The organism is Intestinimonas sp. MSJ-38, from assembly GCF_018917925.1.
Classification (GTDB): Bacteria; Bacillota; Clostridia; order Oscillospirales; family Butyricicoccaceae; genus Pseudobutyricicoccus.
In genome coordinates this window covers 109,323-133,635 of record NZ_JAHLPO010000002.1, presented here as the reverse complement: position 1 = coordinate 133,635, position 24,313 = coordinate 109,323, and the positions used below count along the sequence as shown (strand labels likewise).

Genomic DNA, 24,313 nt, shown 5'->3' with positions numbered 1-24,313 from the left:
TTTTTCTATCCCATTCAACAACATATCAAACAAAAAAGGAGAACTGAACTATGCTGAAGATCACTGCCATTGGTAACCTGACCAACGATGTGGAACTGAAAATGAATGAGACCACCGGCAAGCCCTACGCCATCCTGCGAATCGCCTCGGACCGCCGCTATAAGGATAAGGACGGCAACAAGCTCACCGACTTTATCTCCATCAAGGTGCGCGGCCCTCTGGCCGAGCGCTGCGCCGAGTTTGCCTGGAAGGGCTGCAAGCTGGCGGCGTTCGGTGATTTCGAGACCATCACCTTTGAGGACGAACCGGAGCGTCAGCCCGGTTTCCTCATCAAAGCCAGCGAGGTGGAGTTCCTCTCTCCCCGCAAGGTGGAGGAAACGGCGCAGGAATTGGAAGATGAGTCTGTCCGCGAGGTCGCTGCCTGATGAAAAATACCGGGATCACATATACCAGCGCTGAACGCATCCCTGTGATCCTGCCGGAGATGGCCGAGCTGCTCCCGCCTTTGAGCGCGGAGCAGCTCGACGCTCTGGAAACGGATCTGGTCAACAATGGCTGTTATTCTCCCATCATCGTCAATGAGGACATGGCCATCATCGACGGGCACAACCGTCAGGCGCTGTGTGAAAAGCATGGCCTGCCGTACACGATGGCCGTTTTCTCGTTTGAGGATCTGTTGGAGGCCAAGCAGTGGGCGCTGGATACCCAGAAGGGACGCCGCAATCTGGAAAAGTGGGAGCTGGGCAAGATTGCCCTGAAGCTAAAACCAGAGATCGAAGCCAAGGCCAGAGCAAATCAGGGGACCCGCACAGACCTTTCGGCAACATTGCCGGAAAGTTCTGACGCGGTAGATACTCGCAAAGAGCTGGCCGAAGCGGTCGGTCTGGGCGAGCGTACCATGGGCAAGGTCATGCAGATCGATGAGAATGCCCCGGACTCCATCAAGGAGGCGCTGGACAAAAAGGAACTGTCCATCAACAAGGGCTATGACCTGACCCGCCAGCTTCAGGATGTACCGGAGGATCAGCGGGAACAGGCTGCCGCGGAGCTGCTGGAATATGAAAAGGCGAAGAAGGATCTCAAACAGCAAAATGCGGAGATCGACCGCAGGGGCAAAGTTGCAAACACTTTCTGCAAGGCATACGAAAAGGCTTCTCTTCTGACTGCCGCCGAGGAAGATGTCCGCTGCTGGACGGAAGGTACCCGCATGACGCTGGAAGAACTCCAGGACACCGTGAAGGAGTCCCGTGAGATCGCCAAGGTGTTCGCCGCCATTGCCGATATCATCGAGCAGAAGATCCTGCCTGCGGATTGGAGGTGTGTCGATGCAGAAAGTGAGGAAAACGATGCCCAGCCGGACGGGAATCCCGCCTGACGCGCAGACGGAGATTTTGCAAAAGCTGTCTGCCGAAACGAAAATCACTTCCGGTGAGATCGCGGAAATCTTGAAAAAGCATGATATCTGCGGAGATATTGATGCGCTTCAGGACGCCTATCGGAAGCGGCTGGGCCAGCGTCTCATGTCCACCATTCGGGATGAGACCGGCAAGCGTGAGGTGCTGGCCGCCAGCGGCGGCGAGTATGTCATCGTGGACTGCTGCAACGATCCGCAGAAGCTGAAGGCCATTCGGCACCGCATCCAGGCGCAGATGAACGGACTGGATGTGTCTGCCGGAAAGGTGCGCAAGCGTGTTCGCTTCTTGGAACGCTTCGCTTCTTGGGTGAGAAAGGAGACCTCGGATGAAGCGGCGTGAATTGTCAGCGGCGGATATCTACTGTAAATTCGCAGCACAGCTGGATGAGGATGGCTTTCGGCTGTATCACGCCGCGCAGCGGATCACTGGCTTCCAGCCCTATGACGCTTTCCCTTATGAAGATAACCGGGGCGCGTTTGAGGTAGCGGACGGACATACCCTTCTGCGCTATCTGGAAGCAGCTCATTTCGATGCCGTCACATGGGAGATCGTCCCCGGCACCACCTATGAACGGGCCATCCTCGGCAAAGTGGACACCACTACACCGGAATACCGCGCGTTTCGTGAAGCAATCTACAAGGACGCACTGGGGCGCATGGGGTTGGGGCATCTCCTGAAAACAAAGGAAAAAGAAGTGAAAGAGGTGGGACATGAACGATAACATCACCGAGATCAACAAAGATACCTTCTGGAAGCTGATCCAGAGTGCAAAGGAGACCTGCGGACAGGATATGGACGCTATGATGGACTTCCTGAAAGACCGTCTGGTATCTATGGGACCGGAGCAGGCTCAGAACTTCCACGACACCCTCAATGCCTATGAAGACCTTGCGGACAAGTTTGGACTGTGGGACGCCGCCGGGGTCATGAAGGAATATGGCTGCAGCGATGACGGCTTTATCGACTTTCGCGCCTGGCTCATTGCCCAAGGCAAGGAGGTCTATCTGTCGGCGCTGGCAGACCCGGACTCTCTCGCGGAGGTCATCCCCTACGGGGACTGCTGCTTTGAGACGCTCAGTTATGTAGGAGATCAAGCCTATGAGCAGCTCACCGGCAAAAGCGCCTATGATCAGACGGATCGGGCAAGGTATGAAACGCTGCTGGCAGAACTGGAACAGGATATCGTCTACAAAGGCGGTATAGAATTCCCAAGAGAGGGACCGGAGCTGAAACAGTACCTGCCACGGCTCTGCGCGGCGCATCCGGGCTGGGATGGAAAAACGCGCTGGAATGTGCAGCAAAAGGAAATGCGGGATCTCATCCGTGCCGGAAAGGCGTATGACCAGCAACAGATGGCCCCCAAAAAGAAACAGCATCGTCGCGGAGGTGAGGCCAGATGAGCGAATCTATCATCATCGGTGTGGATCATGGCTACGCTGCCATGAAAACCGCGCATTTTTCCTTTCCGACCGGGTTGGTGGCCTATGAGCATGAGCCATATACGCTGAACGATGTGTTGGAATACGGCGGTAAATATTATGTGGTGGGCAGCGGACGCCAGCCGATCCAAAAGAATAAGACACAGACGGAGGATTACTACCTTCTTACGCTGGCCGCCATCGCAAAGGAACTGGCATACCGCAATGCCGGAACGGCAGCGGACATCCATCTGGCAGCCGGATTGCCGCTCACCAGCTTCGGCAGGGATAAGAAAGCGTTCCAGGACTACTTGTGCCGGGGCGGAAAACCGGTGTCCTTCCGCTATGAAGGACAGGACTATGCCGTCACAATCTCCAAAGTGTCTCTGTTCCCGCAGGGTTACGCCGCCGTGCTGACGCAGAACGGACTGCTGGACGAGCCGTCCATCATCGTTGCGGACATCGGCGGCTGGACGGTGGATCTCATGCGGCTGGATGATCGTATTCCCAACGCTGCCACCTGCCGCAGTATGGAGCTTGGGATGATCCGCTGTTTGGATGAGATCAGCGAACAGATCCGCCGCAGCCTCGGCCTGTCTATGACAGCGGCGCAGATCGAGAGCGTTCTTCGAGCCGATGCCAGCCGCATGGATGAGGATGCGAAAAAGATCATCCGTCAGGAGGCGGAGCACTACACCAAGCACCTGCTCTCTGCCATCGCGGAGAGCGGCCTGGATGTCCGAGCTATGCCCGCTGTATTTCTGGGTGGTGGTGCGGCTCTGCTCAAGCAGTATGTCTCCGCTGCGGACGGCCTGTGCCGTCCTATCATTTTGGATGATGTGTCTTTGAACGCCAAAGGATATGAACGACTGACGGAACAAATGGCGCAAAAGTATGAGCAGTAACAAAAAACGGCTGAATCTGTCCTTCTCTATGACCTCCCCTGTCCAACAAAGGGCATGGAAAAAGCTGATGGATATCCCCGCCGGGCAGCGTTCCGCCGCTGTGTGCCGCATGATCTGCGAACACAGAGAGCAGCGGGAACTGCTGGAGGCTGTGCGGCAGGTCATCCGTCAGGAATTGCAGGGCAGCCAGATCCAAATCGCACAAGCAGCGCCGCAGACCGGGGATGTCGATGACGATGTCCTTGGCTTTCTTGCGGCGCTGCAGGAAGGAGATGATACGATCTGATCCGATACTTTGATATGTTTGCCGGCATTGGCGGCTTCCGATCCGGATTGACCCGCGCGGGCGGTTTCCAGTGTGTTGGACACTGCGAGATCGACAAGCACGCCAATGCCAGTTACCAAGCGATCTACGAACCGGGAAAGGAGGAACGATACTATCCCGATGCAACCAAACTCGATCCCGCAGACCTGCCGGACTTCGACCTTATCTGCGGAGGATTCCCTTGCCAGGCATTTTCTCAGGCTGGCCGCAGACGGGGCTTTGCCGACGCCAGAGGCACTCTCTTCTTTGAGATCGCCCGACTGGCTCAAGCCAAACGACCTGCGTATCTGCTGCTTGAAAATGTTCCCGGCCTTTTATCGCATGACAAAGGGAAAACCTTTTCGGTCATCCTCTCCGCATTGGATGACCTGGGGTATCATGTCGAATGGACTGTGCTTAACAGCAAATGTTTCGGAGTCCCGCAATCAAGACGAAGGCTGTTCCTTATCGGATATCTTGATCCCCGATGCGCCGGAAAAATATTACCTGTCTTCGGCACAGGTGGAAAAGCTCTTGTACAAGTCCTTGGAGGGCCGCAAGGCTCCCGGATCTATGACGCGGACGGAGTAGCCTGCACCCAGACTGCCAGTGCAGGCGGCATGGGCGGGAAGACCGGATTATACCTGGTGGGCTTTAACCGGAAAGATGGGATCGTCGGAAAGCGGGATACAGCAATTCCGCTGAACGCCAGCGATTTCAGAGGAATCAACCGGAACCAAACACAAAACGCTGTGCTGGTAGACCTTTGCAGCGGGCATCCAAAGCAAACGGACGCTGCCCGCTGTCTCACCGCCCGGTATGGACAGACCACACTGTCCAACCGTAAAGGCGAGCGCTCCGGTGTCCTGCTCATCAAGGAGGCGACCAAGAAGGGGTACAAGGAGGCTCAACCCGGCGATACGGTAGACTTGGGCTACGCGGGCAGCAACACCCGCCGCGGGCGCGTTGGGCGTGATATTGCCCATACATTGGAAACCAGCTGTATCCAAGGGATCGTGGAAAACGGCGGGCGCATCCGCCGTCTCATGCCCCGTGAGTGCCTGCGGCTCCAGGGCTTTGAGGAATGGCAGATCGACCGCATCCTCGCCATCCAGTCCGATGCCCAGGCCTATAAGCAGGCGGGCAACAGTGTCACCGTCAATGTAATTGAGGCGATTGCCAAGCGTATCCAGGCAGTGGACGAGGAATTGAAAGCAGGGGCCGCGGCATGATCGGAATGAAGGATCAATACTTCGGCGTTGAAGTAGAGATGACCGGCATCACTCGTGAGCAGGCGGCAACAGCGCTGGCCGCGTATTTTGCAACGGACGCCCGCTATGTGGGCGGCGCTTACGATAAATGGTGTGTGACGGATCGGGACGGCAAAGAGTGGACGGTCATGAGTGACTCCAGCATCCACGGGGAGCAGAAGATCGGCAGCGGCTATCGTGCAACAGGTGACTACAGATACCGCGTGGAGATGGTAACGCCAAAGCTTACCTATGCGGAACTGCCCAAGCTGCAGGAATGTGTCCGGCAGGTACGCCACGCAGGAGCCAAGGCCAACAGCTCCTGCGGCATCCATGTCCATGTGGACGCAGCCAATCATAACCGGCAGAGTCTGAAAAACCTCATCAGCATCATGTACTCCAAGGAGGATATCCTGTTCAAAGCGCTGCAGGTCAATGAAAGCCGGGCGTCCCGCTGGTGTCAGAAGGTGCGGGAACCCATGCTGAAGCAGGCACGCAGGCTCTCGTCGGATGAGACAAGGGATCTGACGCAGTTGGAGAATATCTGGTATGAGGGGGATAACGGCAGCGCAGACCACTATAACTGGACCCGCTATTATGCCCTGAATCTGCATTCTGTGTTTTATAGAGGAACCGTTGAGTGGCGTTGTTTCAACTCGACGCTCCATGCCGGAAAGGTCGCGGCCTATGTGAATTTATGCCTTGCCATGTCTGCTCAAGCCATTAGCCAGCGCAGCACCGTTATGCGGAAAACCCATAGCGACAACGAACTGTTTACCTTCCGCGTCTGGTTGGTGCGGTTGGGACTCAACGGTGACGAGTTCAAGAATACCCGCAATCATCTGCTGGCCAATCTGGAGGGTAATCGGGCTTATCGCTATCCATATAAAATGAAAAGGAATCTGTCCAAAGTAAGAGATAGCAGGTAAAATTAGAGTGCATTCTTTGCATAATAATTTTTGGAGGCATCTACATGGACAACACGAAGTCAATGCAGGAACTGACCGCTGCCTTTGATCAGGCGTTGGTCGCAGCCGGGTATAGTGAATCCCGGCTTTCAAATTTTAGGACAGTAACAAAACGACTGCTCACATTTGGAGCAGACCTGGGAATCGAATGCTATTCTTCCTATGTAGGAAAGCAATTTCTTGAAAAGCATTATCCTGTTGAGTTCGACGGACGCCTTGTCCACGAGCTGCCATGTACCACGCAATATGCATGGAGAACAATTGCACTGCTGAATGACTTTCATACACATGGCTCATTTTTCCGTGCCAGACGGTTAAAGGGAAACCTCCAACTCACGCCAGAATTCCAATATCTGAGTGATAAATTTGGAGATGATTGCCGGAGCAAAGGCACTTCAGAGGCCACTGTATACAGGTGGCAAGCAGATCTGCGTAAATTTTTCAACTACCTGCACTCAAACAAGATTGCCATTTCTGAGATCTCTTATAAAACAGTAGTTGGATTCTTGGGCACAATTATTACATTAAGCGATGATGCGGTAGAGCACCACAGGCGCACGATAAGCCTTTTCTTGCAGTTCCTGTTTCATAACGGATATGTGAGCGAAGATTATTCCCGCAATATGCCGGCAAAACGATCGTTGCACAAAAATCCTCTGCCATCTGTGTGGGAACATGAAGATGTAGATAAGCTGCTATCTGCGGTGGATCGGGCAAATCCTATGGGGAAAAGAGATTATGCAATTCTGCTGCTTGTAACAAAACTTGGACTTCGTGTCGGGGATATCCGTGCGTTGTGCCTTGGGGATATAGATTGGGAGAATAGCAGACTGTCTTTTGTACAATCCAAAACGCAAAAGCGTGTCGATTTGCCGCTGCCTGATGATGTTGGCTGGGCAATCATTGATTACTTAAAATATGGACGGCCCAAAACTGATATACAGAACGTTTTTTTGACAGGGCGGACTCCCATCATGGCTTTTTCAGATACGTCTTCTCTGAGCGGCATCATTGTTCGCTATGCGCAGATGGCAAAGATTAATTTATCCAAGCGCAAGCAGGGTATGCACTCGCTGCGGCACACCTTGGCAACGAGACTCATGGAGGAAAACATTCCTATTTCAACCATTGCAAACATTTTAGGCCATACCTCAACCGATACAGTAAAAAAGTATTTGCAGGTCGATGTAACCCATCTTCGAGACTGTGCATTGGATGTGGAGGTATTGCTATGATTGGATTGGCTGAATTTTGCGAAAAGGCTGGATTCCAAAATGCTTTGTCCGAAAGATGCCATGAATATTTGGTGGAAAAGGAAAGTGTCGGGGTGCAGGTTCAGAAACCGATGGGTATGCTGCTCCGCTTTCTACGAATGTGTCTTGCAAACGGAGAACCATTGGATCATGCCTCCAAAAGCGCGGTTGAGCGCTGGAATGAAAAGGATATCAATGAAAGTCCTCGCAACCATTATTACCGTGCCACAGAGATCCGGCGATTCATGCAGCACTTAGAGAAAACTGGCATAGACGCATATGTTGACAGGGATATCCGAAGGGTTCAATCCAACTTTGTACCATATATTTTTAGCCATAGTGAGATTGTACGCTTATTTGCAGCCGCAGATGGACTTCCATACACACCGATTTCTCCGCAGCGCGTTTATGTGATGAGTTTGCTGTTCCGAATGCTTTATGGCTGCGGTCTGCGGGTTTCAGAAGCATTGAATCTTGTTATTGCGGATGTCAATTTGGAGCAAGGTGTCCTACATATACGAAACAGCAAATTTGGCAAAGAACGCCTGGTTCCAATGTCTGAATCGCTAACATATTGCTGCTCCAAATATGTTTCAAGTGTGGGGCATCATAGAAAAGACGAAACAGCATTTTTTCAGACACCAAAGGGCGAACACTACGTTTCACACACAATTCACTATGCATGGCGGCAGACGCTTCACTATGCAGGGATATCTTACGGTGGGAAAGGAAAAGGTCCGAGAATCCATGACTTACGTCACACTTTCGCGGTTCATTGTTTGCAGAAGTGGGCTGAGGCTGGCGAGGATCTAAATGCTAAACTTCCGTATTTGTCCGCGTACATGGGTCATGTAGGACTCTCCTCGACACAGCAGTATCTGCGTTTGACCGCAGAGGCATTTCCTCATATCGTTTCTGCAATGGAAGCTAATTTTGATGTTTTTCCTGGAAAGCAGGTGGAGTTGTGAGAACTACAGATTTTGCGTCTTTACTCAGCAAATATTTGCTCTCCTACTTACCATGCCAACGCGGAGTCAGTGACAATACACTCGCTTCCTATGAAACAGCTTTTTCCCGTTTGCTTCTGTATTGTGAGGAAGTATGCGGATTGCCTGTTCGCAAAATTACGATTGAGGCCCTGTCACCCGACTTAATTGAGGGATACCTAAACTGGCTTTGTGAGAAACAGGGGAATTCCGCCTCAACACGAAACCAACGATTGTCTGCCATAAAAGCCTTTTTCAAGTTTGTTCGCAGAGAAAATTCGCGCTATATTTACAGCTGTGAGAGAATCCTCCAGATCCCCATGAAAAAATGTCCAACGCCAGTCCTACAGTATCTTTCATATGAGGAAATCAAGGAAATGTTGGAAAAACCAGAGCCTTCTACTGAAAAAGGTTTTCGAGATCTGCTTATACTCTGCTTGCTCTATGATACAGGGGCAAGGGTATCCGAACTGCTGGATCTGACTGTTGGAGACATACACTTTGGACGGTATGCGCGTGTACAACTTACAGGGAAGGGAAACAAATCCAGGGAGGTCCCACTTTCAACAAAAACGGCGGATCTGCTGAAAACTTATGTTCAAAGGCAAAACTTATCCAGCCCAGAAAGACGAACTCAACGGCTACTTTTGAATTCGCAAGGGAAATCTTTTACACGCGCAGGAATTACTTATATTTTGCAAAAGTATGCGCCTGATGGCCACGAAAAAATCACACCGCATATTTTGCGGCATACAAAAGCCATGCACCTTCTTCAATCCGGTGTCAATATCGTCTATATTCGTGATATCTTAGGCCATGTCGACATTAAGACTACGGAAATATATGCTCGTGCTGACACCGAGATGAAGCGAAAGGCATTGGAGCAGGCATATCCAACCCCTGTTCCAGAGACAGGTACATGGCAATCCGACAGCAAACTGATGGATTGGCTGAAATCGCTGAGTCCTTAAATATTATGAAAAGAAATTTGCGGGGACTTCTCTTGTTTACCGGGAGAGTTCCTGCTTCCTTTTCATTTTATATGGATAGCGATAAGCCCGATTATGAAAAGCTTTCCATAATCGGGCATGGCGCTATGACAAGGATACTTATGAAGCCAATAAAAAGAAGAAAAAATCCAGAGAAATGGAGAGGTGAAGCCTTTGAAGATTCAAATTGAAGATACCGTGTACGAAGGGACCGCAGCCGGGATCATGGAACAGCTTCGGGATCTCAGCTTTGATCCCACAGAGTTCCCGGATGTGGAGACCTACATCTGGTTTGTACAGAACAATGTCATCCGCACCACAGGAATGGACTGCCCGCTGCCGGATGGCGATGTGGAAACGCAGGCGGCAGCCCTGCTCCGTCATCTGGATCGCTTTGGCGCTCTGACGATGCTGGAGGTGTGACGTGGAGGAAAACCTGTATTTTGCCTACGGCAGCAACCTTGATCTGGAGCAGATGGCGCAGCGCTGTCCGGACGCCGAGATCGTGGGGCCGGTCAGGCTGGAAAACTACGAACTGCGCTTCCGCGGCAGCGGCTTCGCTACCGTTGCACCGAAAAAAGGCAGTACTGTCCACGGACTGGTGTGGAAGATCACGCCAAACTGTGAACAGTCTCTGGATCGGTATGAGGGGTATCCCCGCCACTACACGAAAGAAACCGTGACTGTTAAAGACGCGGCCGGTGCAGAGATCCCAGTCATGGTTTATATCATGGCAGAGCCTTATTGCCGCCAGCCTGCACTGCCGTCCCCGTATTATTACCGCGTGATCCAGCGAGGCTTTGAAGCCAACGGCCTGCCGGTGGAGTCATTACAGGCTGCGTGGAGCAGGACCATTGACGAGGTGTGGAGCGGCAGGATTGACAAGCCAAAGCGAGCGCCTGAGCGAAACAGAGGGCCGGAGCGGTAACTCAGAGCAGCGCCGGCGTCTGTGCAAGAAAGAAGATCACCAGAATAGAGATCACAAAGGCCAAGATTCCAACGAGCAAGAAAACCTTTTTGCCGGGGCGGATTTTTGCCGCCTTGCCGATCAGCGCGGCCGCGGCGACGCATACCGCGGAAACCAGTAACGAGGCGCCAAGCATCTTCCACATCCATGAAAGCTCCCAAAACCATATCATCACAGCCGCCTCCTCATATTTTTGTTCGTGAGCACAGTGTATCACAGGCGCGGTATCCGCGCAACAGACAGTCGGAGTGAAAAAAGAGGTGTTCATTTTCCACGGTCTGTGTTACAATAACCCCTGTTTGTGAAAGGGGGGCGGATATGTTTTACACGATGGAGGAAGCCGCTGTCATCGGCGGCTTTCTGGAACTGTATCTGGACCGGGACAGCGTGGACCCGGCGGTGCGGGAACGGCACCGGAAATTCCGGCAGGGACTGCTGGGCGGCGCACTGGAACGGGCCGATTATGAATGGGCGGCTGCGGCGCTGGGATTCTTGCGCCCCCAATGGTGGCCGGAGCATGAAGATCATCGGGCGTTGGAGAATGCCCTGCTGAAGACCCGGACACTGGCATCCAAAAAAGAATAAGAATCACCATTTGCGGCAACGGCAGTGCAAACTGCTGCTGCCGCTTTTCTTTTGGGAAGGAGGAACCCATATCAGCACAGAAAAAATGAAAGTCCTTGTGGTGCGCCCCATGGAACTGCCTGCGGTGCAGGAGATCGACCACACCCTTTCTGCCATGCAGGAACTGGTCGGCGGCACCATTCAGGCAGTTTACCCCTTCGATGACCCGGTGGCGCTCGTCTGCAATGACGAGGGCAAGCTGCTGGGCCTGCCGTGGAACCGCGCCCTGACCGATGATCACGGTGTGCCGTATGACATTGTCTGCGGCACATTTTTTGTTGCCGGTCTTAAAGAGGATGATTTTGCCTCGCTGACGGAGCAGCAGATCGAAAAGTACAAGGACAAATACAGCCATGAAATGATCTTTTCTGTTCCGAAACAGCCGGAAGCACATAAGAAACCGATGAAAAAGGAGAAACATGAATATGAAAGATAACTGCATTCTGACCGCTGAGTCAGTCACCGAGGGACATCCCGACAAGCTCTGCGACACCATCGCGGACGCGGTGGTAGATGCCTGTCTTACGCAGGACGCCGCTGCCCGCGTTGCCTGCGAGGTCATGGCCACAGCCGGAAAGATCATCGCCGCAGGCGAGATCACGGCAGCGAAGATTCCGGATATCCCTGCCATTATTTGCAGAACGGTGCGGGAAGCCGGATACGGCGGCAGCGACTATGAGGTGGAGGTCATCACCCATGAGCAGAGTCCCGACATTGCGGAAGCTGTGTGCGGCGGCACGGAGACCGGCGCAGGAGATCAGGGAATCCTGTACGGCTTTGCCTGCGATGAAACAAAGGAGCTGCTGCCCCTGCCTGTGGTGCTGGCCCATCGACTGACCCGCCTGTTGACCGATACCCGCAGGCAGGGCATCATCCCCGGCCTGCGTCCGGACGGCAAGGCACAGGTGTCTGTGGAATACCGCTCTGGAGTCCCGTGCCGCGTTGCCGCAGTGGTGGTATCCTGCCAGCATGAGGATGGTGTGGAGCTGGCGGAACTTCGCCATGCGGTCATGCGCCATATTATCCAGCCCGCTTTTCAGAACTTCCCGCTGGATGCCGAAACGGATATCCTCATCAATCCTTCCGGCAGATTTGTGGAGGGCGGCTTTGAAGCGGATACCGGACTCACCGGCCGCAAGCTCATGGTGGATACCTACGGCGGCCTTGCGCCCCATGGCGGCGGTGCGTTGTCCGGCAAGGACGGCACCAAGGTGGATCGCAGCGGCGCCTATATGGCCCGCTACATCGCAAAAAACATTGTGGCGGCGGGACTTGCTGAACGCTGCACGGTCAGCCTCGCCTATGCCATCGGCAAGGCGCAGCCGGTCATGGTGGAGGTGGATGCCCACGGCACCGGCAAGTTTTCCGATGCTGTGCTGGAGCAGGCTGTCCGTGTCGTATTCAATCTGACGCCGGACGGCATGATCGGCACGCTGGGACTGGACAGACCCATCTTCCGCCGGTTCTGCAATTACGGTCATTTCACGCACGATGACGCGCCTTGGGAACAGACGGACATGACCGAGGTACTGGAATGTGCCTGCCGTGCGAAGGAGGCGGGAGTATCGCAGCGTTAAAACACATCGTCAGCTGCAGCTTTGGTAAGGACAGTCTTGCTACCATTTTGCTGGCGCTGGAGCATGGGGAACCGCTGGACGAAGCCGTCTACTGCGAGGTGATGTTTGATAAAACCATTTCAGGTGAGGTACCGGAACACAGAGACTTTATCTACCATACTGCCATTCCCAAACTGGAGCGGATGGGGGTGGAAGTGCGTGTCCTACGCGCGGAGAAGACCTATGTAGATCTGTTCACAGGGACGGTCACCCGTGGACCCAAGAAGGGGATGCTGCGAGCCTTCCCATTGTGCGGAAAGTGTTATGTCCAGCGCGACTGCAAGATCAAACCGATCTGTCAGTATCAAAAGAACCTGCCTGCTGACACGGTGCAGTATATCGGCATCGCCTACGATGAACCAAAACGGCTGTCACGCCTGAAGGGTCAACAGGTGTCCCTGCTGGCAAAATACAAGTTCACAGAAGAAGATGCGAAGCAGCTCTGCCGCAAGGCAGGGCTGCTTTCTCCTGTGTATGCGTTTACCGACCGGGGCGGCTGCTGGTTTTGTCCCAACGCCAGACGAAAAGAACTGCGGCATCTCTATGATCATCACCCGGAGCTGTGGGAACGGATGCTGGAACTGCAGGCCCTGCCGGGAAAGGTGTCTGAGAAATTCAACCGCACAGGCACATTTTCAGATATCGACGCCCGTTTCCGCATGGAGGATGCCCAGAAGTCTCTCTTTGAAAATGCGGCATAAAGAAGGAGCTGATAAAAACGAACAACTTGAAATATGAGATCACCGACATCGTCCATGAAGCCTATCCTTTCCTGCACCGCATCCGTGCGCTGCAGGATGTTGGCGATCAGGTGAAAGCGGGGGATCTGGGCGGCTTTGTGGAGAGTGAAAGTAACCTGGAAACCGACCCGTCCGACGGCGCCTGGATCTTCGATGACGCCATTGCAGCGGGTGACGCCTATGTGGATCGGGATGCCTGTCTGCGGGGCGATGCCATTGCCTGTGACAGAGCCTATATTTCCAAAGGCAGCGTGATGAGCGGTCACAGCCGCGCCGAGGACAACGCCTATCTCCGCGGAGCCTCCATGACCGGAAAAGCGCTGGCTTCCGGAAACGCGCAGATCATTCACGATCCCCATACGATGGGGACTCCCATCCTGTCCGGCAACTGCAAGGTGTATGGCACGATACAGGGTGATGTCCGCGTCACCGGCTCCGCCGTGATCCTACCCTGCGAGGAAGTCCGCAACGATACAAGGGATACCTTTGTCCTGAGCGGCAAGAGCCGCAGCGTGATCCGCGGTATCGGGCGTGAGACCTTGAAACCTCTGCAAAAAGAAGTAAGTCACATGAAAACAAAAACGCTAAAGAAACGAGGTGTGGAGCGATGACCGTATATGAGCAGGAATTGCGAAAGCTGTTTGATCACAGCGATCTCGTGGATCGGCCTCAATTTTCCGGGCGTGTGTGCGTGGGAGATCTCGGAAAGGACCTGCGTGTGCGGGCGGAGTTTCTCTCTACCCATATCTCCAGCCAATATGACGCCATCCGCCTCACGGTGCTCAACCGCACGGAGGGTGTGGTGGACCGGACGCTGCTGCGCTTTCAGGATGTCTGGGGCAAAAAGCAGGTGCCGAACAACCCGAACTTCCGCAGCGGCGTCATTCCCCACCTGTGGGATGACTACGGAAAAGTGGAGTGGTACGCCTATCACCCCACTGCCGCGGACTATGCCGCTCTGCGGGATGCCGTCGGTCAGTATCTGTCCGCATTCCGGGAGCGCACGCCGGAGCTGGAACGGAGCGGCCCCAAGCTGGTCTATATCTGTGCTCCGCTGCGGGGCGATGTGACAAACAATGTAGAGTTTGCGCGGCAGAAAGCGCAGGAGGTGTTTGCGGATGGAGATATCCCCGTTTGCCCACACCTGCTGTTCCCACCCATAGCGGACCCGAACAACCCGGAGCAGGATGCAAAGGCGCGGGAGATGTCCCTGCAGCTTCTGGGTTCCTGCCAGCAGCTCAATGTTTATGGGCCTATCTGGACGGAGGGGATGTGGGATGAAATCCATCATGCCAGCAAGCTGGGAATCCCGATGATGACAGATCAGAAAACCATTGGCCGGACACCGCCTAGGCGTTCCGGCAGAAAGGAGAGGTAAATGCCAATTGAAAAGATCACCGCAGACGATCTGCGGGATATGGAGCATCAGGAGGGACTGGTGCTGCAGGGCTGCGGCGGCGAGGCACAGGAGTGGCTGGATGGCATCAACGACCTGTTGACGCAGGACGGCATCCTGCAGCATGGCAGCCGCTTTGAGACGGTCAAGGTTTTTCAGCACGATGGACTCACCAATCTGCTGTTCCCCTTCGAGAACATTCAGGTGGATATGGGGAAACTGGCGATGTGGCGCTTGCAGACCCACGGCACATTCGGCGGCACATGGCTTTCTGACTATGTTCCCAACAGACTGGGTGGATTCCGATCTGCCCTGCAGGAAAAAAACCGCCCCCTCTGCCCTCTGCTGGGGCAGGACGGCAACATCTTCCATCTGATGGGCATTGCCGCCAGAGTCCTCCGGCAGAATGGCATGGCAGCGGAAGCAAAGGAAATGCAGACACGCATTATGGGCGGAGACTGCCACAGCTACGAGGAAGCGCTGGGGATCATCAGCGAATATGTGGAAACGGAGTTGTCCGGCAATATCCCTACAAAAAACAAGAAGAAGGAGGATCACACGCATGAGCGATAACCAGAAGTGGGAGATCATCCAAGGGGATGCCTTGAAGGTGCTGAGCGGCTTTGCGCCCGGCACCTTCGATGCTGTCATCACCGATCCCCCGTATGCCTCCGGCGGACGGACCCAAGCCGAAAAGAACAAGTCTACCGCCAAGAAGTATTCCAGCATGGGGGAGAATGCTCCGCCTCCCTTTGACGGCGACGCCAAGGATCAGCGATCCTGGACCCGCTGGGCAGCTGAGTGGCTGTATGAAGCGCGAAAGGTCTGCAAGCCCGGTGCCCCAGTGTGTATGTTCATCGACTGGCGGCAGCTTCCCGCGGCGACAGACGCTCTCCAGTGGGCCGGTTGGATCTGGCGAGGCACCGCTGTCTGGGACAAGGGCAACAGCCGCCCGCAGAAGGGGCGCTTCCGCCAGCAGGCAGAGTACATCGTCTGGGGCTCCAACGGAGATATGCCCATCAACCGTCCGGTGCCCTGCCTGCCGGGGGTGTTCAAATATGGCAATCCGCAGAACCGCATCCATCTCACGGAGAAACCCTTGCAGCTCATGCAGGACATCGTGAAAATCACGGAGCCGGGTGGCCATATCCTGGACCCCTTTGCCGGTTCCGGGACAACGGTACTGGCGGCTGTGCTGGAAGGCTACTCCGCCACCGGCATTGAGGTGACCGATGCCTATGCCAAACTGGCCAGGGAGCGGATCAATGCTGCGGTAGAATCGGTTGCATAAATCGGATCACCGTTCTGGAACACCATGTGGTTTTCCTTTGGGAGCCTGCTTGATCAAAGAAATATCCTTCGGCGGTTCGACTGCCAGTCCTGCTTTTACACAAAGGCCGCGTACAGCATCCATAACGGCATCCCAGGACAGATCGGAAGCATACTGGAATTTGTTGTGATAGCGCTCCCAAAGTTCTTTCATATAAGTGCTGCTCAGCAGCTCGACAAGAACTTCTTCTGTTTCCGACAGCAATTGGACAGATCCGCGCTTTCGAGCCGTTGCATATAAGGCAGCAGACAGTGTGTTCGTGTCCAGCGTCGGTCCATAAAGCTGCAGTAAGACGCGGATATCATAAAAATCTCGCATCCTTGTGTTTGTAGAGGCGCGGGAAATAACGGTCTCCAGCTTCTCGGCAAGAACAGTTTCGAGATTGTAAGCTAAGACTTCGATGGATCTGTTCTCGAACATCAAACGAAAGATATAGCGGATCTCCCTGGGGGTGATCGCATCTCCGGTCGAAATATCGATTTTGAATGGAGTACGAACTTTGTCAAAGAGAGCATCCAGCGCTACCCTGACGCCGGGATAGTCTGCCTCATCCATGATCTCCGAAACACTTTTTAAGGAAAAAGAAACACCATCGTCCACATGGACAGAAATGATCTCCGACACGATATCACTGACTTGGTCTACATCGACGGTCGTACCTTGGATCGTTGCGTCGATATCCATGGTGGATCTGGCATCCAGACCTACCATAGCGGCGACCAACATGCCGCCTTTCAAAATGAATTTGTCTTTGTAGGGCGAGAGAGAAACACGCTCCAAGAACCGTTCCATCATATAGTTCCGCATGAGAAGCTGTGCGTCTGCCGCATTTTTTCTGGAGAGGTTATTGATTAGGTCCTTGAGCTGTCGGGCTGTTTTTATCATAGTAGTACCTCCAGGTAATTTCGCAGAACGGTTTCGATGTGCAGCGCCTGTGCGTAACGCATCAATCGACGCAGATCCTTGTGTTTTCGGGCTGTATATTGTCTGAGTGCATCTCGGATCGTCTGCATCTCCATCCGATTTCGGCTGCGGATCACATCACAAATCGTGCGCTCCGGATCGTAGACAGCAACGGTGTTCCCAAACGGCGTTTCTGCCTGCGAGAGGCCAAGATCATAAAACTCTTTTTTGATGGTGTACACAGTGATGCCATCTCCATGCAGCCGATGCGGGTTATAGCCCGTTTTCACAGTGACGGTATAGGCAAGAGGCTCCCTGTCTGTCAGACCATGTAGAAATAACGCTGTGTCATGGGAAAAGATCACCTGCGGACAGCGCAGCTGCAGCAGCCGCATCCCGTCTTTCCATGCATCCGGCGACAAATAGATCCCGTTCCCGACTCGCTCCATGCCACGCAGGCGCACATACTGAGCAAATGTGGTTCGGGAAATATGAGCCGAAGCTGCATCCGATGTCCGCAGGAGTCCGTTTTCATGTTGCACCAGGGCATCTAAGATTTGATAAGCATTCATAGCATCACCTCAATCTGTGCTAATATGATAACCCATATTAGCACAGATGTAAAGTGGAATCCAATCCATATTTAAAAAGACTCTTTCCTGCCACCTATGCTGAGTGAGCCGGAGAAAGGGAGCGTTCAGGGCGGGAGAAAGCCACTTGACCCGCCATGCTGTCCGTCAAAAAGGCTTGCTATGGCACAGGGAAATCGGTATAATAAAATAAAACTTTTTTATAATACGAGGATCGGATCACATGAAACAAGAATATATCCTCCGTCTTTACGACACGGATATGCTGGCTTTCACACTGACGGAGCAAGGCATCGAGGGCCTAAAAGCTCATATCCTGTGGATCAACGAAGAAAAGCGGCATTTACTCCCGCTAGATATGCAAGAAACGGATGCCGGCGTGCTGAAATGGCTGCAAAAGCGCGTAATTCCCAAAAACCGCACATATGTGTCCGAAATACTGAAGACCTTCGGACTGAGTGTCAACGACACAAAGGGGATCATCGATATCTGCAAGGGCTTGTCCTTGAACGACAGCTATTGGGTAGTGCCCAAAGGCTTTGAAGGGACATTCAAGCAGTACGATCTATACGAAAACCGTTTTTCGGAGATCCTGTCTCTGGTGGCTTACACCGGCATCGGGCAGAGCGATGCTGCCTTTACCACATCCCCAGAGTTGACCACCAACGGTATGCTTCCGAAAGCATGGCGCTTCATCCCTGACGATGGCATCTACCTGTACAAAGGCGGCACCTTTGGAGCAGCCAACACAGGCAATGAGCCTTACAGCGAATATTACGCCAGCCAAATCGCCCAAACGATGGGACTGAATGCGGTATCTTACGAATTGGAGAACTGGAAAGGGATCACTGCCTCACGCTGCAAGCTGTTCACAGACATTGACACTGCTTACATCCCCATCGGACGGATCGTCCGGGAAGGCGGACTGAAAGCCTGTCTGGAGTATTATAAGGACCTTGGTGCGGACGCCTATGAGCAAATAAAAAGTATGCTTGTCTTTGATGCCGTGATCTATAATGAGGATCGGCATTTCGGTAACTTCGGAGTCCTCCGGGATCAGCACAGCGGCGAGATCATTGGCGCAGCCCCCATCTTCGATAACGGCCTGTCGTTGTTCAACTTCGCCATGCCGGACGATTTCAAAGACTTAGACAGCTACGCCAGGACTCGCGGCACGGCATACGGGGTCAGCTTTGAAAGTGTTTGTCAGGAAGTGATGGGACCTGTGCAGGCACGGCAGCTTCGTCGGCTGATCGGTTTCACATTCCATCGCCATCCCAAGCTGAATCTACCGGAGTACCGTCTCAAGGCCATCGAAAAACATATTCAAGTGCGCGTACAGCAGTTGCTTCGCCTCCAGCCAGAGCATGAAAAAGAGTCTGTCAAACATGGCGGGCCAGAACGATAATATTTCTCAGGAGTATGCTGCCGCTTCGGAATCCGGCTTTTCTTGTTAGAATAGCTTGCTGCCACCGGGACAGTGCAAACTGTTCGTCAAAATGTGTGGATATTGGAAACTCATTGTGATATGGTGCAGCTAAGCAAAGAGAAAATACCTATCTAAGGAAGGAGCGGTGCCGCTTGATCGACTTTACGAACCTCCCCACCAGCAACAAGTTATACGCAGGTGGCAGCGGTGCAAAGCGGGCCGTGATCTATCAGGGGGAGCAGTATTTGCTGAAGTTTCCAGCAACATCGTCTAAGGATAAGAACTCCAGCCATGCCAACAGCAGTATTGCAGAGTATATAGGCAGCCATATTTTCAACAGCGTTGGAATCTGCGCCCAGGAAACAGTCCTTGGCATTTACCGAAAGAACGGCATGGAAAAGGTCGTTGTTGCCTGCAAAGACTTCACTTCCCCCAGAGTTGTTCTGCAGGACTTCGCCTCTTTGCAAAATTCGGTGATCGATTCTGGGCATAGCTGTTATAGTACCGAGCTGTCGGACATCATGAAAGTCATGGAGATGCAAGCCGCATTCCCACCTGCATTCCTGAAGCAACACTTTTGGGATGTGTTCATCGTAGACGCCTTGATCGGGAATGAAAACCGAAACAATGAAAACTGGGGCTTTCTCTATAACACGGAAACGGACGCAATCACCCTCGCTCCCGTGTTCGGCTGCAGCAGAAGCTTGTATCCGCAAGCGGATGAGACCACCATGCGGAGCGCCTTGGAAGATAAGCAGCAAGATCTACGAGCGTTGTTTCTCCCGCTTTCCAGAGTCAAGATCAATAGTCAGCGGATCAACTACTTTGATTTTATCTCTTCGTTAAAAAGCACAGATTGCAACGGTGTGCTGAAACGGATACTCCCACGGATCAACATGGATGAGATATTCCGCATCGTGGATGAAACTCCGTTCATTTCGGATCTGCAAAAGCAATTCTATAAGACTATGTTGCAGACGCGAAAAGAGCGCATCCTCGATTTTTCCATGGAGAAGCTGTTGAAGCGAGAAAAGAAAAGGCAATTTGGCGAACGGTAATAGCATACCGTATCGTGTCAGGAAAGGACAGGCTATGATAATCCGAAACATGATACAATGTAAAAAGTGCGGCGATATTATCGAATCTGTTACCGTACATGACTCCAAGACCTGCTCTTGCGGAGCCTGCTCAGTAGATGGCGGGCACGACTATTTAAGGCGAAGTGCGGAAGATTGGGATGATGTTATCGAACTGAGCGAAATTCAAGAAGATGTACAGGATCGCACCGAGCAATGACTCTTCATAATAAGTACCGGATGACGGTGGAGCAGAACCTATATGTCGCAAAGCGAAATGTCGTCGATTATATTTGGGAAAGTGCTTGCTTAGAGGGCCGAAGCATCACATTTCATCAGACGCAGAGTGTTTGCGACGGAGGTATGATAAACGGGATGCTGCGAGATGATGTGATCACAGTGAACAACCTGAAACACGCATGGCGGCTATTGTTCGAAAGAGTGGACCAGCCCATAGACATTACCCGCATTTGTCACTTGAATCAGGTTGTTGGCTCAAATCTGATTTATGATTCTGGATACCTGCGAAAAGTCCCTGTACGCATGGGCGGGACCTCTTGGGTGCCGGATATGCCGATCGAGTCTCAAATCAAAGAGGAACTACAAGACATTATGGATATTCCAGCGGCAACAGATAGAGCGATCACGCTTATGCTTTGGTCGATGCGTCGTCAGATGTTCCCGGATGGTAATAAACGGACGAGTATGCTGGCAGCGAATCAGGTGATGATCCAGAACGGATGCGGCGTGATCAGCGTACCGATCGAAAAACAGGATCGGTTCAAAGAGCTGCTGGTTCGGTTCTACGAAACGAATGATATGTCTGCTTTAAAGACTTTTGTTTACGATGACTGCATCGACGGAGTCGATTTTCCCAAAGAACAGGAGCGCAGGCCATTGGATGATGAGAGCAAGTTCAAAAACTATAATAAAAAGCAGGAGCGATCCAGATAAATACCAGTGTTGGGCTAATGGCCAAACAGCGACTGGCAGGGTGTCATTTTGACACCCTGTTTTTTCTATGAGGGTGTTTAGAAAACACCCTGCCACAAGGAGAGAAGTATGTCAGAAAATTTTGCAAGTTTTTATCGGAAAGCAAGCAGTGTGCGGGAGTTGGTAGATAAAGCACCTTTTCCTGAAAAAGCGCGGTTTCAAATCACGAAGGTGATCGAACTGCCAGCCAAGCAGTACCACCGCTACATGAACGAGCTTTTGCGGGATGTTTCCTTCATATCCCGGAACGTGGAGGATATGAGGTTCGATGGGAAAACAGAAACATTTCTCTGCCTGTTCGTGACCTGCCGAGATGCGAACACCGGCCTGCTGGTGGAGTCCGAAGGTTTTGGATATGCCAGGTACGCGGCCTTTATCCCCGAAAAGAAAGCTCTCGTGCTGGACGGTATCCCGGTAGAACACGCAAATGAAAAATGCCTTCGCCAGCGTTCTGTCCCGGAACGCTGATTTCTTTTTACGAGGAAGCGGGCAGCGCCCGCCCAATATTGCAATCACCATACCGCTTGCAAACAAAGCCCCGCGCAGCGGGGCGAAAGCCAACGCCGCCGTGGGCGGCGCTGGCGCAAGCATAGCGTTTGTATGACAAACGCGCTTGCTGGGGCTTGCCCCAGTCCCCAATGCCGCCTGCGGGCGGAAGATTTTGCGGCAGCGCCGCAGGAAAGGAGGGCGATATGCCCGGAAGAACACACATGATCTCCGTCCGGCTGACCGACGCGGAGCGCAGGAAGCTGTCGCAGATCTGCGCCGTCTCCGGCTTGCCGGTCAGCGCGGCGGTCCGGGAAATGATCGGCGGCGTTACCATCCGCCAGCGGCCGCCCCAGGAACTCCACGATCTGTATGTGGAGATCAACCACATCGGCAATAACATCAATCAGATCGTCCGCAAAGCCAATGCCGGCTTTGCTACGAAAGAGGATGTCCGGGAACTGAAATTCCTAATGCGGACGATAGAGGCAAAAATGGCAGAACTGGTGAAGCAGTAATGGCAGTCACAAAGATCCTTGCCCGCAGAGGCGGTTTGGCTCAGGCCATTGCCTATGTGGTCAACGGAGACAAGACGGAGGAACAGGTGCTGACTGCCGCGCAGGGGTGCTCGATCAGAAGCGCCTGCTTTGAGATGCAGGATGCCAAGATCCGCTGGAATAAAACGGATGGAGTGCAGATCTATCACATCATCCAGTCCTTCCGCCCCGGCGAGATCTCACCGGAACTGGCACTGGAGATCGCGCAGGAATTTACGCGAGAGCATCTGCCGGGATATCAAGCGGTGATCGGCATCCATACAGATCGGGATCACATCCACGCCCATATCGTATTCAATTCCGTAAACCAGCTTACCGGCGAGAAATATCACAGCAATGCCCGGAGCTACTATCAGCAGATCCGGGGCATCTCGGATAGGCTGTGCCGGGAGCATGGACTGTCCGTTATCATGACAGGAGAGCCGTCTAAAGCAGTCAGTTATATCGAGTGGCTTCGTCAGTCCAAAGGACAGCCGACCTTTCGCTCCATGCTGGAAGCGGATCTGCGGACGGCCATCCAGGACGCAAACGATCTCGGACACTTTTTCCTGCTCATGGAGCATATGGGCTATGAGATACGCCACGGGGATCGTTTGGGTTTTCGCCTGCGCGGGCAGGAGCGTTTCATGTATCCCGGCAGACGGGACCCTTTGTTCACTGAAGATGGTATCCGTGCCGCCATTCAAGGGAATCTGGCAGAGATCGAGGCAGGCCATCGCCCTGCTGTCATTCAGCGGCCGAAGTATCGATCCTACCGAAAGCATCCCAAGTACACCGGCTTTCTCGCACTCTATATCCATTACCTCTACCTGTTGGGCAAGATCGGGCAGCGGCAGTATCCACCTCGCATGACACCCCATCTTCGCCAAGAGGTCATGCGCTTCGAACAGTATCAGGTACAGTTTGTCTTCCTGCGGGAAAATAACATCGTCACGCAGGCGGATATGGATGCCGTTCAGTCCCGCACAGAGGGATCGCTGGCCAAACTCATGAAGCAGCGTACCATCCTCAATGTGCGGAAAAAGAGACGGCAGCACCTATACACGGCACTGGCAGACGCAGAGGCGCTGGCTCCCAGCAAGGCGCTCTACGAAGAAGGGCTCACCGGTATGGAAGCGGAGTTCGAGAAATACATGGAAGCTGTAAAGCAGTTGGAGAAATGCGGCATTTCCGCGGAACGGCTGACAGAAGAAAAAGCCGAGATCTATGAGCAGCTGGCGAGCTTGAATCGTGAGATCCGGGCGGAGCGCCGGAAACTGAAGCTCTGTCAGGAGATCAGACAGCAAATTCCTGCCATGGAGCAGGACATTCAGAACACAGATGAACACCAGAAGGAGGTGCAGGAACATGAACATCGGAGGCGGTGAAGCGGCGGACCAGTTGGTACGCATGATGCTATCCGGCAGCGAGGTAGCTGTCCGACTGGGCGGCTCCGCCCTCAAAAATGTGCTGGCGCTGAGCATGGCGCTGGCGAAGAACCACAAGACGATCTCCGGAAAGGTCAACCTTGCGAAGATGCTGAAAGAGACCCGCGATGTGCGCAAGTTTACCATGTCCCCGGAGCAATACCAGGAGTTCCGCAAACGCGCTGGAAAGCAGAAGCTCCTGTTTTCCGCCATTCGGGATACAGACGGCCACGGTAAGGTAGTGGATGTCATCATGCCGGTCACAGAGATCGACCGCGCCAATCTGATCTTTGGCCGCATCCAATACCTCGGTCGACCGGAGCAGGCACAACAGGAGCAGCAGGAACCACAGCGGGAGGCACCGTCCAAGGACAGAGAGACTCGTACAGCGCAGGGGGCACCCCAGGTCGAACAGGATCACCATCCGCAGACCAAAGCCCCCGTAACGCCGCCTGTGGACCAGCGGCAGGAGGTGCCGTCAAAAAAAGGATCTCGGTCGGGACGCGACTCGCCCGCTACCGTGCCCAGCTCGACCTCGTCCAAAGACGAGAGCCGGACGATGAGTGAGGAACGCCCTTCTGTACTGGAACGCCTGGAACGCTATAAGACTCAGCTGGATCAGCAGCAGAAGTCTGCCCCGACCAGAACGAAAAATCGGCAAAAAAGCAAAAACGGCAAAGTGAAATAAGCATTATAGATCACCCGAAGCAGT

At 53.4% G+C, this 24,313-nt stretch carries 33 protein-coding genes; 30 read left to right on the top strand and 3 right to left on the bottom strand.

The genetic code is table 11. The features are described 5' to 3' along the window. Nucleotides 1-50 precede the first annotated feature (50 nt). From KQI26_RS01935 to KQI26_RS01865, 15 genes are read left to right on the top strand one after another with little or no spacing between them, the layout of a single operon-like run. Complete coding sequence (locus KQI26_RS01935; RefSeq protein WP_216502974.1) at nucleotides 51-425, top strand: single-stranded DNA-binding protein; 375 nt, start codon at nucleotides 51-53, stop codon at nucleotides 423-425. Then, the gene (locus KQI26_RS01930; RefSeq protein WP_253292614.1) at nucleotides 425-1,375 is read left to right on the top strand and encodes a hypothetical protein; all 951 of its coding nucleotides are present in this window, start codon (nucleotides 425-427) and stop codon (nucleotides 1,373-1,375) included. The genes KQI26_RS01935 and KQI26_RS01930 overlap by 1 nt, the downstream gene beginning before the upstream one ends. Beyond that, entirely contained in the window at nucleotides 1,326-1,754 is a 429-nt protein-coding gene (locus KQI26_RS01925) for a synapsin-1 (Synapsin I) (protein WP_216502972.1), read from the top strand. The genes KQI26_RS01930 and KQI26_RS01925 overlap by 50 nt, the downstream gene beginning before the upstream one ends. Beyond that, entirely contained in the window at nucleotides 1,741-2,136 is a 396-nt protein-coding gene (locus KQI26_RS01920) for a hypothetical protein (protein ID WP_216502971.1), read from the top strand. The genes KQI26_RS01925 and KQI26_RS01920 overlap by 14 nt, the downstream gene beginning before the upstream one ends. Then, a complete protein-coding gene (locus tag KQI26_RS01915) occupies nucleotides 2,126-2,815 on the top strand; it encodes a DUF4240 domain-containing protein (protein WP_216502970.1) in 690 nt (229 codons plus the stop codon). The genes KQI26_RS01920 and KQI26_RS01915 overlap by 11 nt, the downstream gene beginning before the upstream one ends. After that, nucleotides 2,812-3,738: a ParM/StbA family protein gene (locus KQI26_RS01910; protein ID WP_216502968.1), complete on the top strand. Its 927-nt coding sequence runs from the start codon at nucleotides 2,812-2,814 to the stop codon at nucleotides 3,736-3,738. The genes KQI26_RS01915 and KQI26_RS01910 overlap by 4 nt, the downstream gene beginning before the upstream one ends. Further along, nucleotides 3,728-4,024: a hypothetical protein gene (locus KQI26_RS01905; protein WP_253292613.1), complete on the top strand. Its 297-nt coding sequence runs from the start codon at nucleotides 3,728-3,730 to the stop codon at nucleotides 4,022-4,024. Before KQI26_RS01910 ends, KQI26_RS01905 begins: the two co-directional genes overlap by 11 nt. 14 nt (nucleotides 4,025-4,038) lie before the next feature. Beyond that, the gene (dcm, locus tag KQI26_RS01900) at nucleotides 4,039-5,274 is read left to right on the top strand and encodes a DNA (cytosine-5-)-methyltransferase (RefSeq protein WP_216502967.1); all 1,236 of its coding nucleotides are present in this window, start codon (nucleotides 4,039-4,041) and stop codon (nucleotides 5,272-5,274) included. Further along, nucleotides 5,271-6,221 (top strand): amidoligase family protein, encoded by a 951-nt coding sequence (locus KQI26_RS01895; protein ID WP_216502966.1) that lies wholly within the window; start codon nucleotides 5,271-5,273, stop codon nucleotides 6,219-6,221. The genes dcm and KQI26_RS01895 overlap by 4 nt, the downstream gene beginning before the upstream one ends. Before the next feature lie 44 nt (nucleotides 6,222-6,265). Continuing rightward, nucleotides 6,266-7,495, top strand: coding sequence for a tyrosine-type recombinase/integrase (locus KQI26_RS01890; protein WP_216502964.1), 1,230 nt, complete (start codon nucleotides 6,266-6,268; stop codon nucleotides 7,493-7,495). After that, nucleotides 7,492-8,481 carry a tyrosine-type recombinase/integrase gene (locus KQI26_RS01885; RefSeq protein WP_216502962.1) on the top strand — a complete coding sequence of 330 codons (990 nt, stop codon included), beginning with the start codon at nucleotides 7,492-7,494 and terminating at the stop codon, nucleotides 8,479-8,481. The genes KQI26_RS01890 and KQI26_RS01885 overlap by 4 nt, the downstream gene beginning before the upstream one ends. Next, nucleotides 8,478-9,470 (top strand): tyrosine-type recombinase/integrase, encoded by a 993-nt coding sequence (locus KQI26_RS01880; protein WP_216502961.1) that lies wholly within the window; start codon nucleotides 8,478-8,480, stop codon nucleotides 9,468-9,470. Before KQI26_RS01885 ends, KQI26_RS01880 begins: the two co-directional genes overlap by 4 nt. Further along, nucleotides 9,446-9,679: a hypothetical protein gene (locus KQI26_RS01875; protein WP_216502959.1), complete on the top strand. Its 234-nt coding sequence runs from the start codon at nucleotides 9,446-9,448 to the stop codon at nucleotides 9,677-9,679. Before KQI26_RS01880 ends, KQI26_RS01875 begins: the two co-directional genes overlap by 25 nt. Next, entirely contained in the window at nucleotides 9,663-9,911 is a 249-nt protein-coding gene (locus tag KQI26_RS01870) for a hypothetical protein (RefSeq protein WP_216502956.1), read from the top strand. Before KQI26_RS01875 ends, KQI26_RS01870 begins: the two co-directional genes overlap by 17 nt. 1 nt (nucleotide 9,912) lies before the next feature. Continuing rightward, a complete protein-coding gene (locus KQI26_RS01865) occupies nucleotides 9,913-10,416 on the top strand; it encodes a gamma-glutamylcyclotransferase family protein (RefSeq protein WP_371744054.1) in 504 nt (167 codons plus the stop codon). 1 nt (nucleotide 10,417) lies between these two features. Here KQI26_RS01865 and KQI26_RS01860 read toward each other — a convergent pair whose 3' ends face one another. After that, nucleotides 10,418-10,627, bottom strand: coding sequence for a hypothetical protein (locus tag KQI26_RS01860; protein ID WP_216503071.1), 210 nt, complete (start codon nucleotides 10,625-10,627; stop codon nucleotides 10,418-10,420). 146 nt (nucleotides 10,628-10,773) lie between these two features. On the opposite strand from KQI26_RS01860, the gene KQI26_RS01855 reads away from it, so the two are divergent. The 8 genes from KQI26_RS01855 to KQI26_RS01820 all read left to right on the top strand — a co-directional run bounded on the left by KQI26_RS01855 (nucleotide 10,774) and on the right by KQI26_RS01820 (nucleotide 16,122). Continuing rightward, entirely contained in the window at nucleotides 10,774-11,040 is a 267-nt protein-coding gene (locus KQI26_RS01855) for a hypothetical protein (RefSeq protein WP_216502954.1), read from the top strand. A gap of 124 nt (nucleotides 11,041-11,164) precedes the next feature. Continuing rightward, complete coding sequence (locus tag KQI26_RS01850; protein ID WP_371744053.1) at nucleotides 11,165-11,515, top strand: DUF3846 domain-containing protein; 351 nt, start codon at nucleotides 11,165-11,167, stop codon at nucleotides 11,513-11,515. Next, nucleotides 11,505-12,656: a methionine adenosyltransferase gene (metK, locus tag KQI26_RS01845; protein WP_216502948.1), complete on the top strand. Its 1,152-nt coding sequence runs from the start codon at nucleotides 11,505-11,507 to the stop codon at nucleotides 12,654-12,656. The genes KQI26_RS01850 and metK overlap by 11 nt, the downstream gene beginning before the upstream one ends. Continuing rightward, nucleotides 12,614-13,396 (top strand): phosphoadenosine phosphosulfate reductase, encoded by a 783-nt coding sequence (locus tag KQI26_RS01840; protein WP_216502943.1) that lies wholly within the window; start codon nucleotides 12,614-12,616, stop codon nucleotides 13,394-13,396. Before metK ends, KQI26_RS01840 begins: the two co-directional genes overlap by 43 nt. Before the next feature lie 26 nt (nucleotides 13,397-13,422). Continuing rightward, complete coding sequence (locus KQI26_RS01835) at nucleotides 13,423-14,046, top strand: hypothetical protein (protein ID WP_253292612.1); 624 nt, start codon at nucleotides 13,423-13,425, stop codon at nucleotides 14,044-14,046. Further along, nucleotides 14,043-14,813, top strand: a complete 771-nt coding sequence (locus KQI26_RS01830) for a DUF4406 domain-containing protein (RefSeq protein ID WP_216502941.1) — start codon at nucleotides 14,043-14,045, stop codon at nucleotides 14,811-14,813. The genes KQI26_RS01835 and KQI26_RS01830 overlap by 4 nt, the downstream gene beginning before the upstream one ends. Continuing rightward, nucleotides 14,814-15,404 (top strand): hypothetical protein, encoded by a 591-nt coding sequence (locus tag KQI26_RS01825; RefSeq protein ID WP_216502940.1) that lies wholly within the window; start codon nucleotides 14,814-14,816, stop codon nucleotides 15,402-15,404. After that, complete coding sequence (locus KQI26_RS01820; RefSeq protein WP_216502938.1) at nucleotides 15,394-16,122, top strand: site-specific DNA-methyltransferase; 729 nt, start codon at nucleotides 15,394-15,396, stop codon at nucleotides 16,120-16,122. The genes KQI26_RS01825 and KQI26_RS01820 overlap by 11 nt, the downstream gene beginning before the upstream one ends. A 6-nt stretch (nucleotides 16,123-16,128) precedes the next feature. On the opposite strand, the gene KQI26_RS01815 is transcribed toward KQI26_RS01820, so the two are convergent. Both KQI26_RS01815 and KQI26_RS01810 read right to left on the bottom strand, forming a co-directional pair. Next, nucleotides 16,129-17,046, bottom strand: a complete 918-nt coding sequence (locus KQI26_RS01815; RefSeq protein ID WP_216502936.1) for a nucleotidyl transferase AbiEii/AbiGii toxin family protein — start codon at nucleotides 17,044-17,046, stop codon at nucleotides 16,129-16,131. Continuing rightward, nucleotides 17,043-17,636 (bottom strand): type IV toxin-antitoxin system AbiEi family antitoxin domain-containing protein, encoded by a 594-nt coding sequence (locus KQI26_RS01810; protein WP_147562423.1) that lies wholly within the window; start codon nucleotides 17,634-17,636, stop codon nucleotides 17,043-17,045. Before KQI26_RS01810 ends, KQI26_RS01815 begins: the two co-directional genes overlap by 4 nt. A gap of 241 nt (nucleotides 17,637-17,877) precedes the next feature. Between KQI26_RS01810 and KQI26_RS01805 the strand changes: the two genes are divergently transcribed. From KQI26_RS01805 to KQI26_RS01775, 7 genes are all read left to right on the top strand, one after another. Next, nucleotides 17,878-19,062: an XRE family transcriptional regulator gene (locus KQI26_RS01805; protein WP_216502934.1), complete on the top strand. Its 1,185-nt coding sequence runs from the start codon at nucleotides 17,878-17,880 to the stop codon at nucleotides 19,060-19,062. Nucleotides 19,063-19,235: 173 nt separating this feature from the next. Next, nucleotides 19,236-20,141, top strand: a complete 906-nt coding sequence (locus KQI26_RS01800; protein ID WP_216502932.1) for a HipA domain-containing protein — start codon at nucleotides 19,236-19,238, stop codon at nucleotides 20,139-20,141. Between the two features lie 393 nt (nucleotides 20,142-20,534). After that, the gene (locus KQI26_RS01795; protein ID WP_216502930.1) at nucleotides 20,535-21,113 is read left to right on the top strand and encodes a Fic family protein; all 579 of its coding nucleotides are present in this window, start codon (nucleotides 20,535-20,537) and stop codon (nucleotides 21,111-21,113) included. Nucleotides 21,114-21,221: 108 nt separating this feature from the next. Further along, nucleotides 21,222-21,620, top strand: coding sequence for a DUF6329 domain-containing protein (locus KQI26_RS01790; protein WP_216502929.1), 399 nt, complete (start codon nucleotides 21,222-21,224; stop codon nucleotides 21,618-21,620). 224 nt (nucleotides 21,621-21,844) lie between these two features. Further along, nucleotides 21,845-22,156, top strand: coding sequence for a plasmid mobilization relaxosome protein MobC (gene mobC / locus KQI26_RS01785; RefSeq protein ID WP_216502928.1), 312 nt, complete (start codon nucleotides 21,845-21,847; stop codon nucleotides 22,154-22,156). Next, nucleotides 22,156-23,562 carry a relaxase/mobilization nuclease domain-containing protein gene (locus KQI26_RS01780; protein WP_216502926.1) on the top strand — a complete coding sequence of 469 codons (1,407 nt, stop codon included), beginning with the start codon at nucleotides 22,156-22,158 and terminating at the stop codon, nucleotides 23,560-23,562. The genes mobC and KQI26_RS01780 overlap by 1 nt, the downstream gene beginning before the upstream one ends. Then, the gene (locus tag KQI26_RS01775; protein WP_216502924.1) at nucleotides 23,543-24,289 is read left to right on the top strand and encodes a DUF3801 domain-containing protein; all 747 of its coding nucleotides are present in this window, start codon (nucleotides 23,543-23,545) and stop codon (nucleotides 24,287-24,289) included. Before KQI26_RS01780 ends, KQI26_RS01775 begins: the two co-directional genes overlap by 20 nt. The last annotated feature ends 24 nt before the right edge of the window (nucleotides 24,290-24,313 follow it).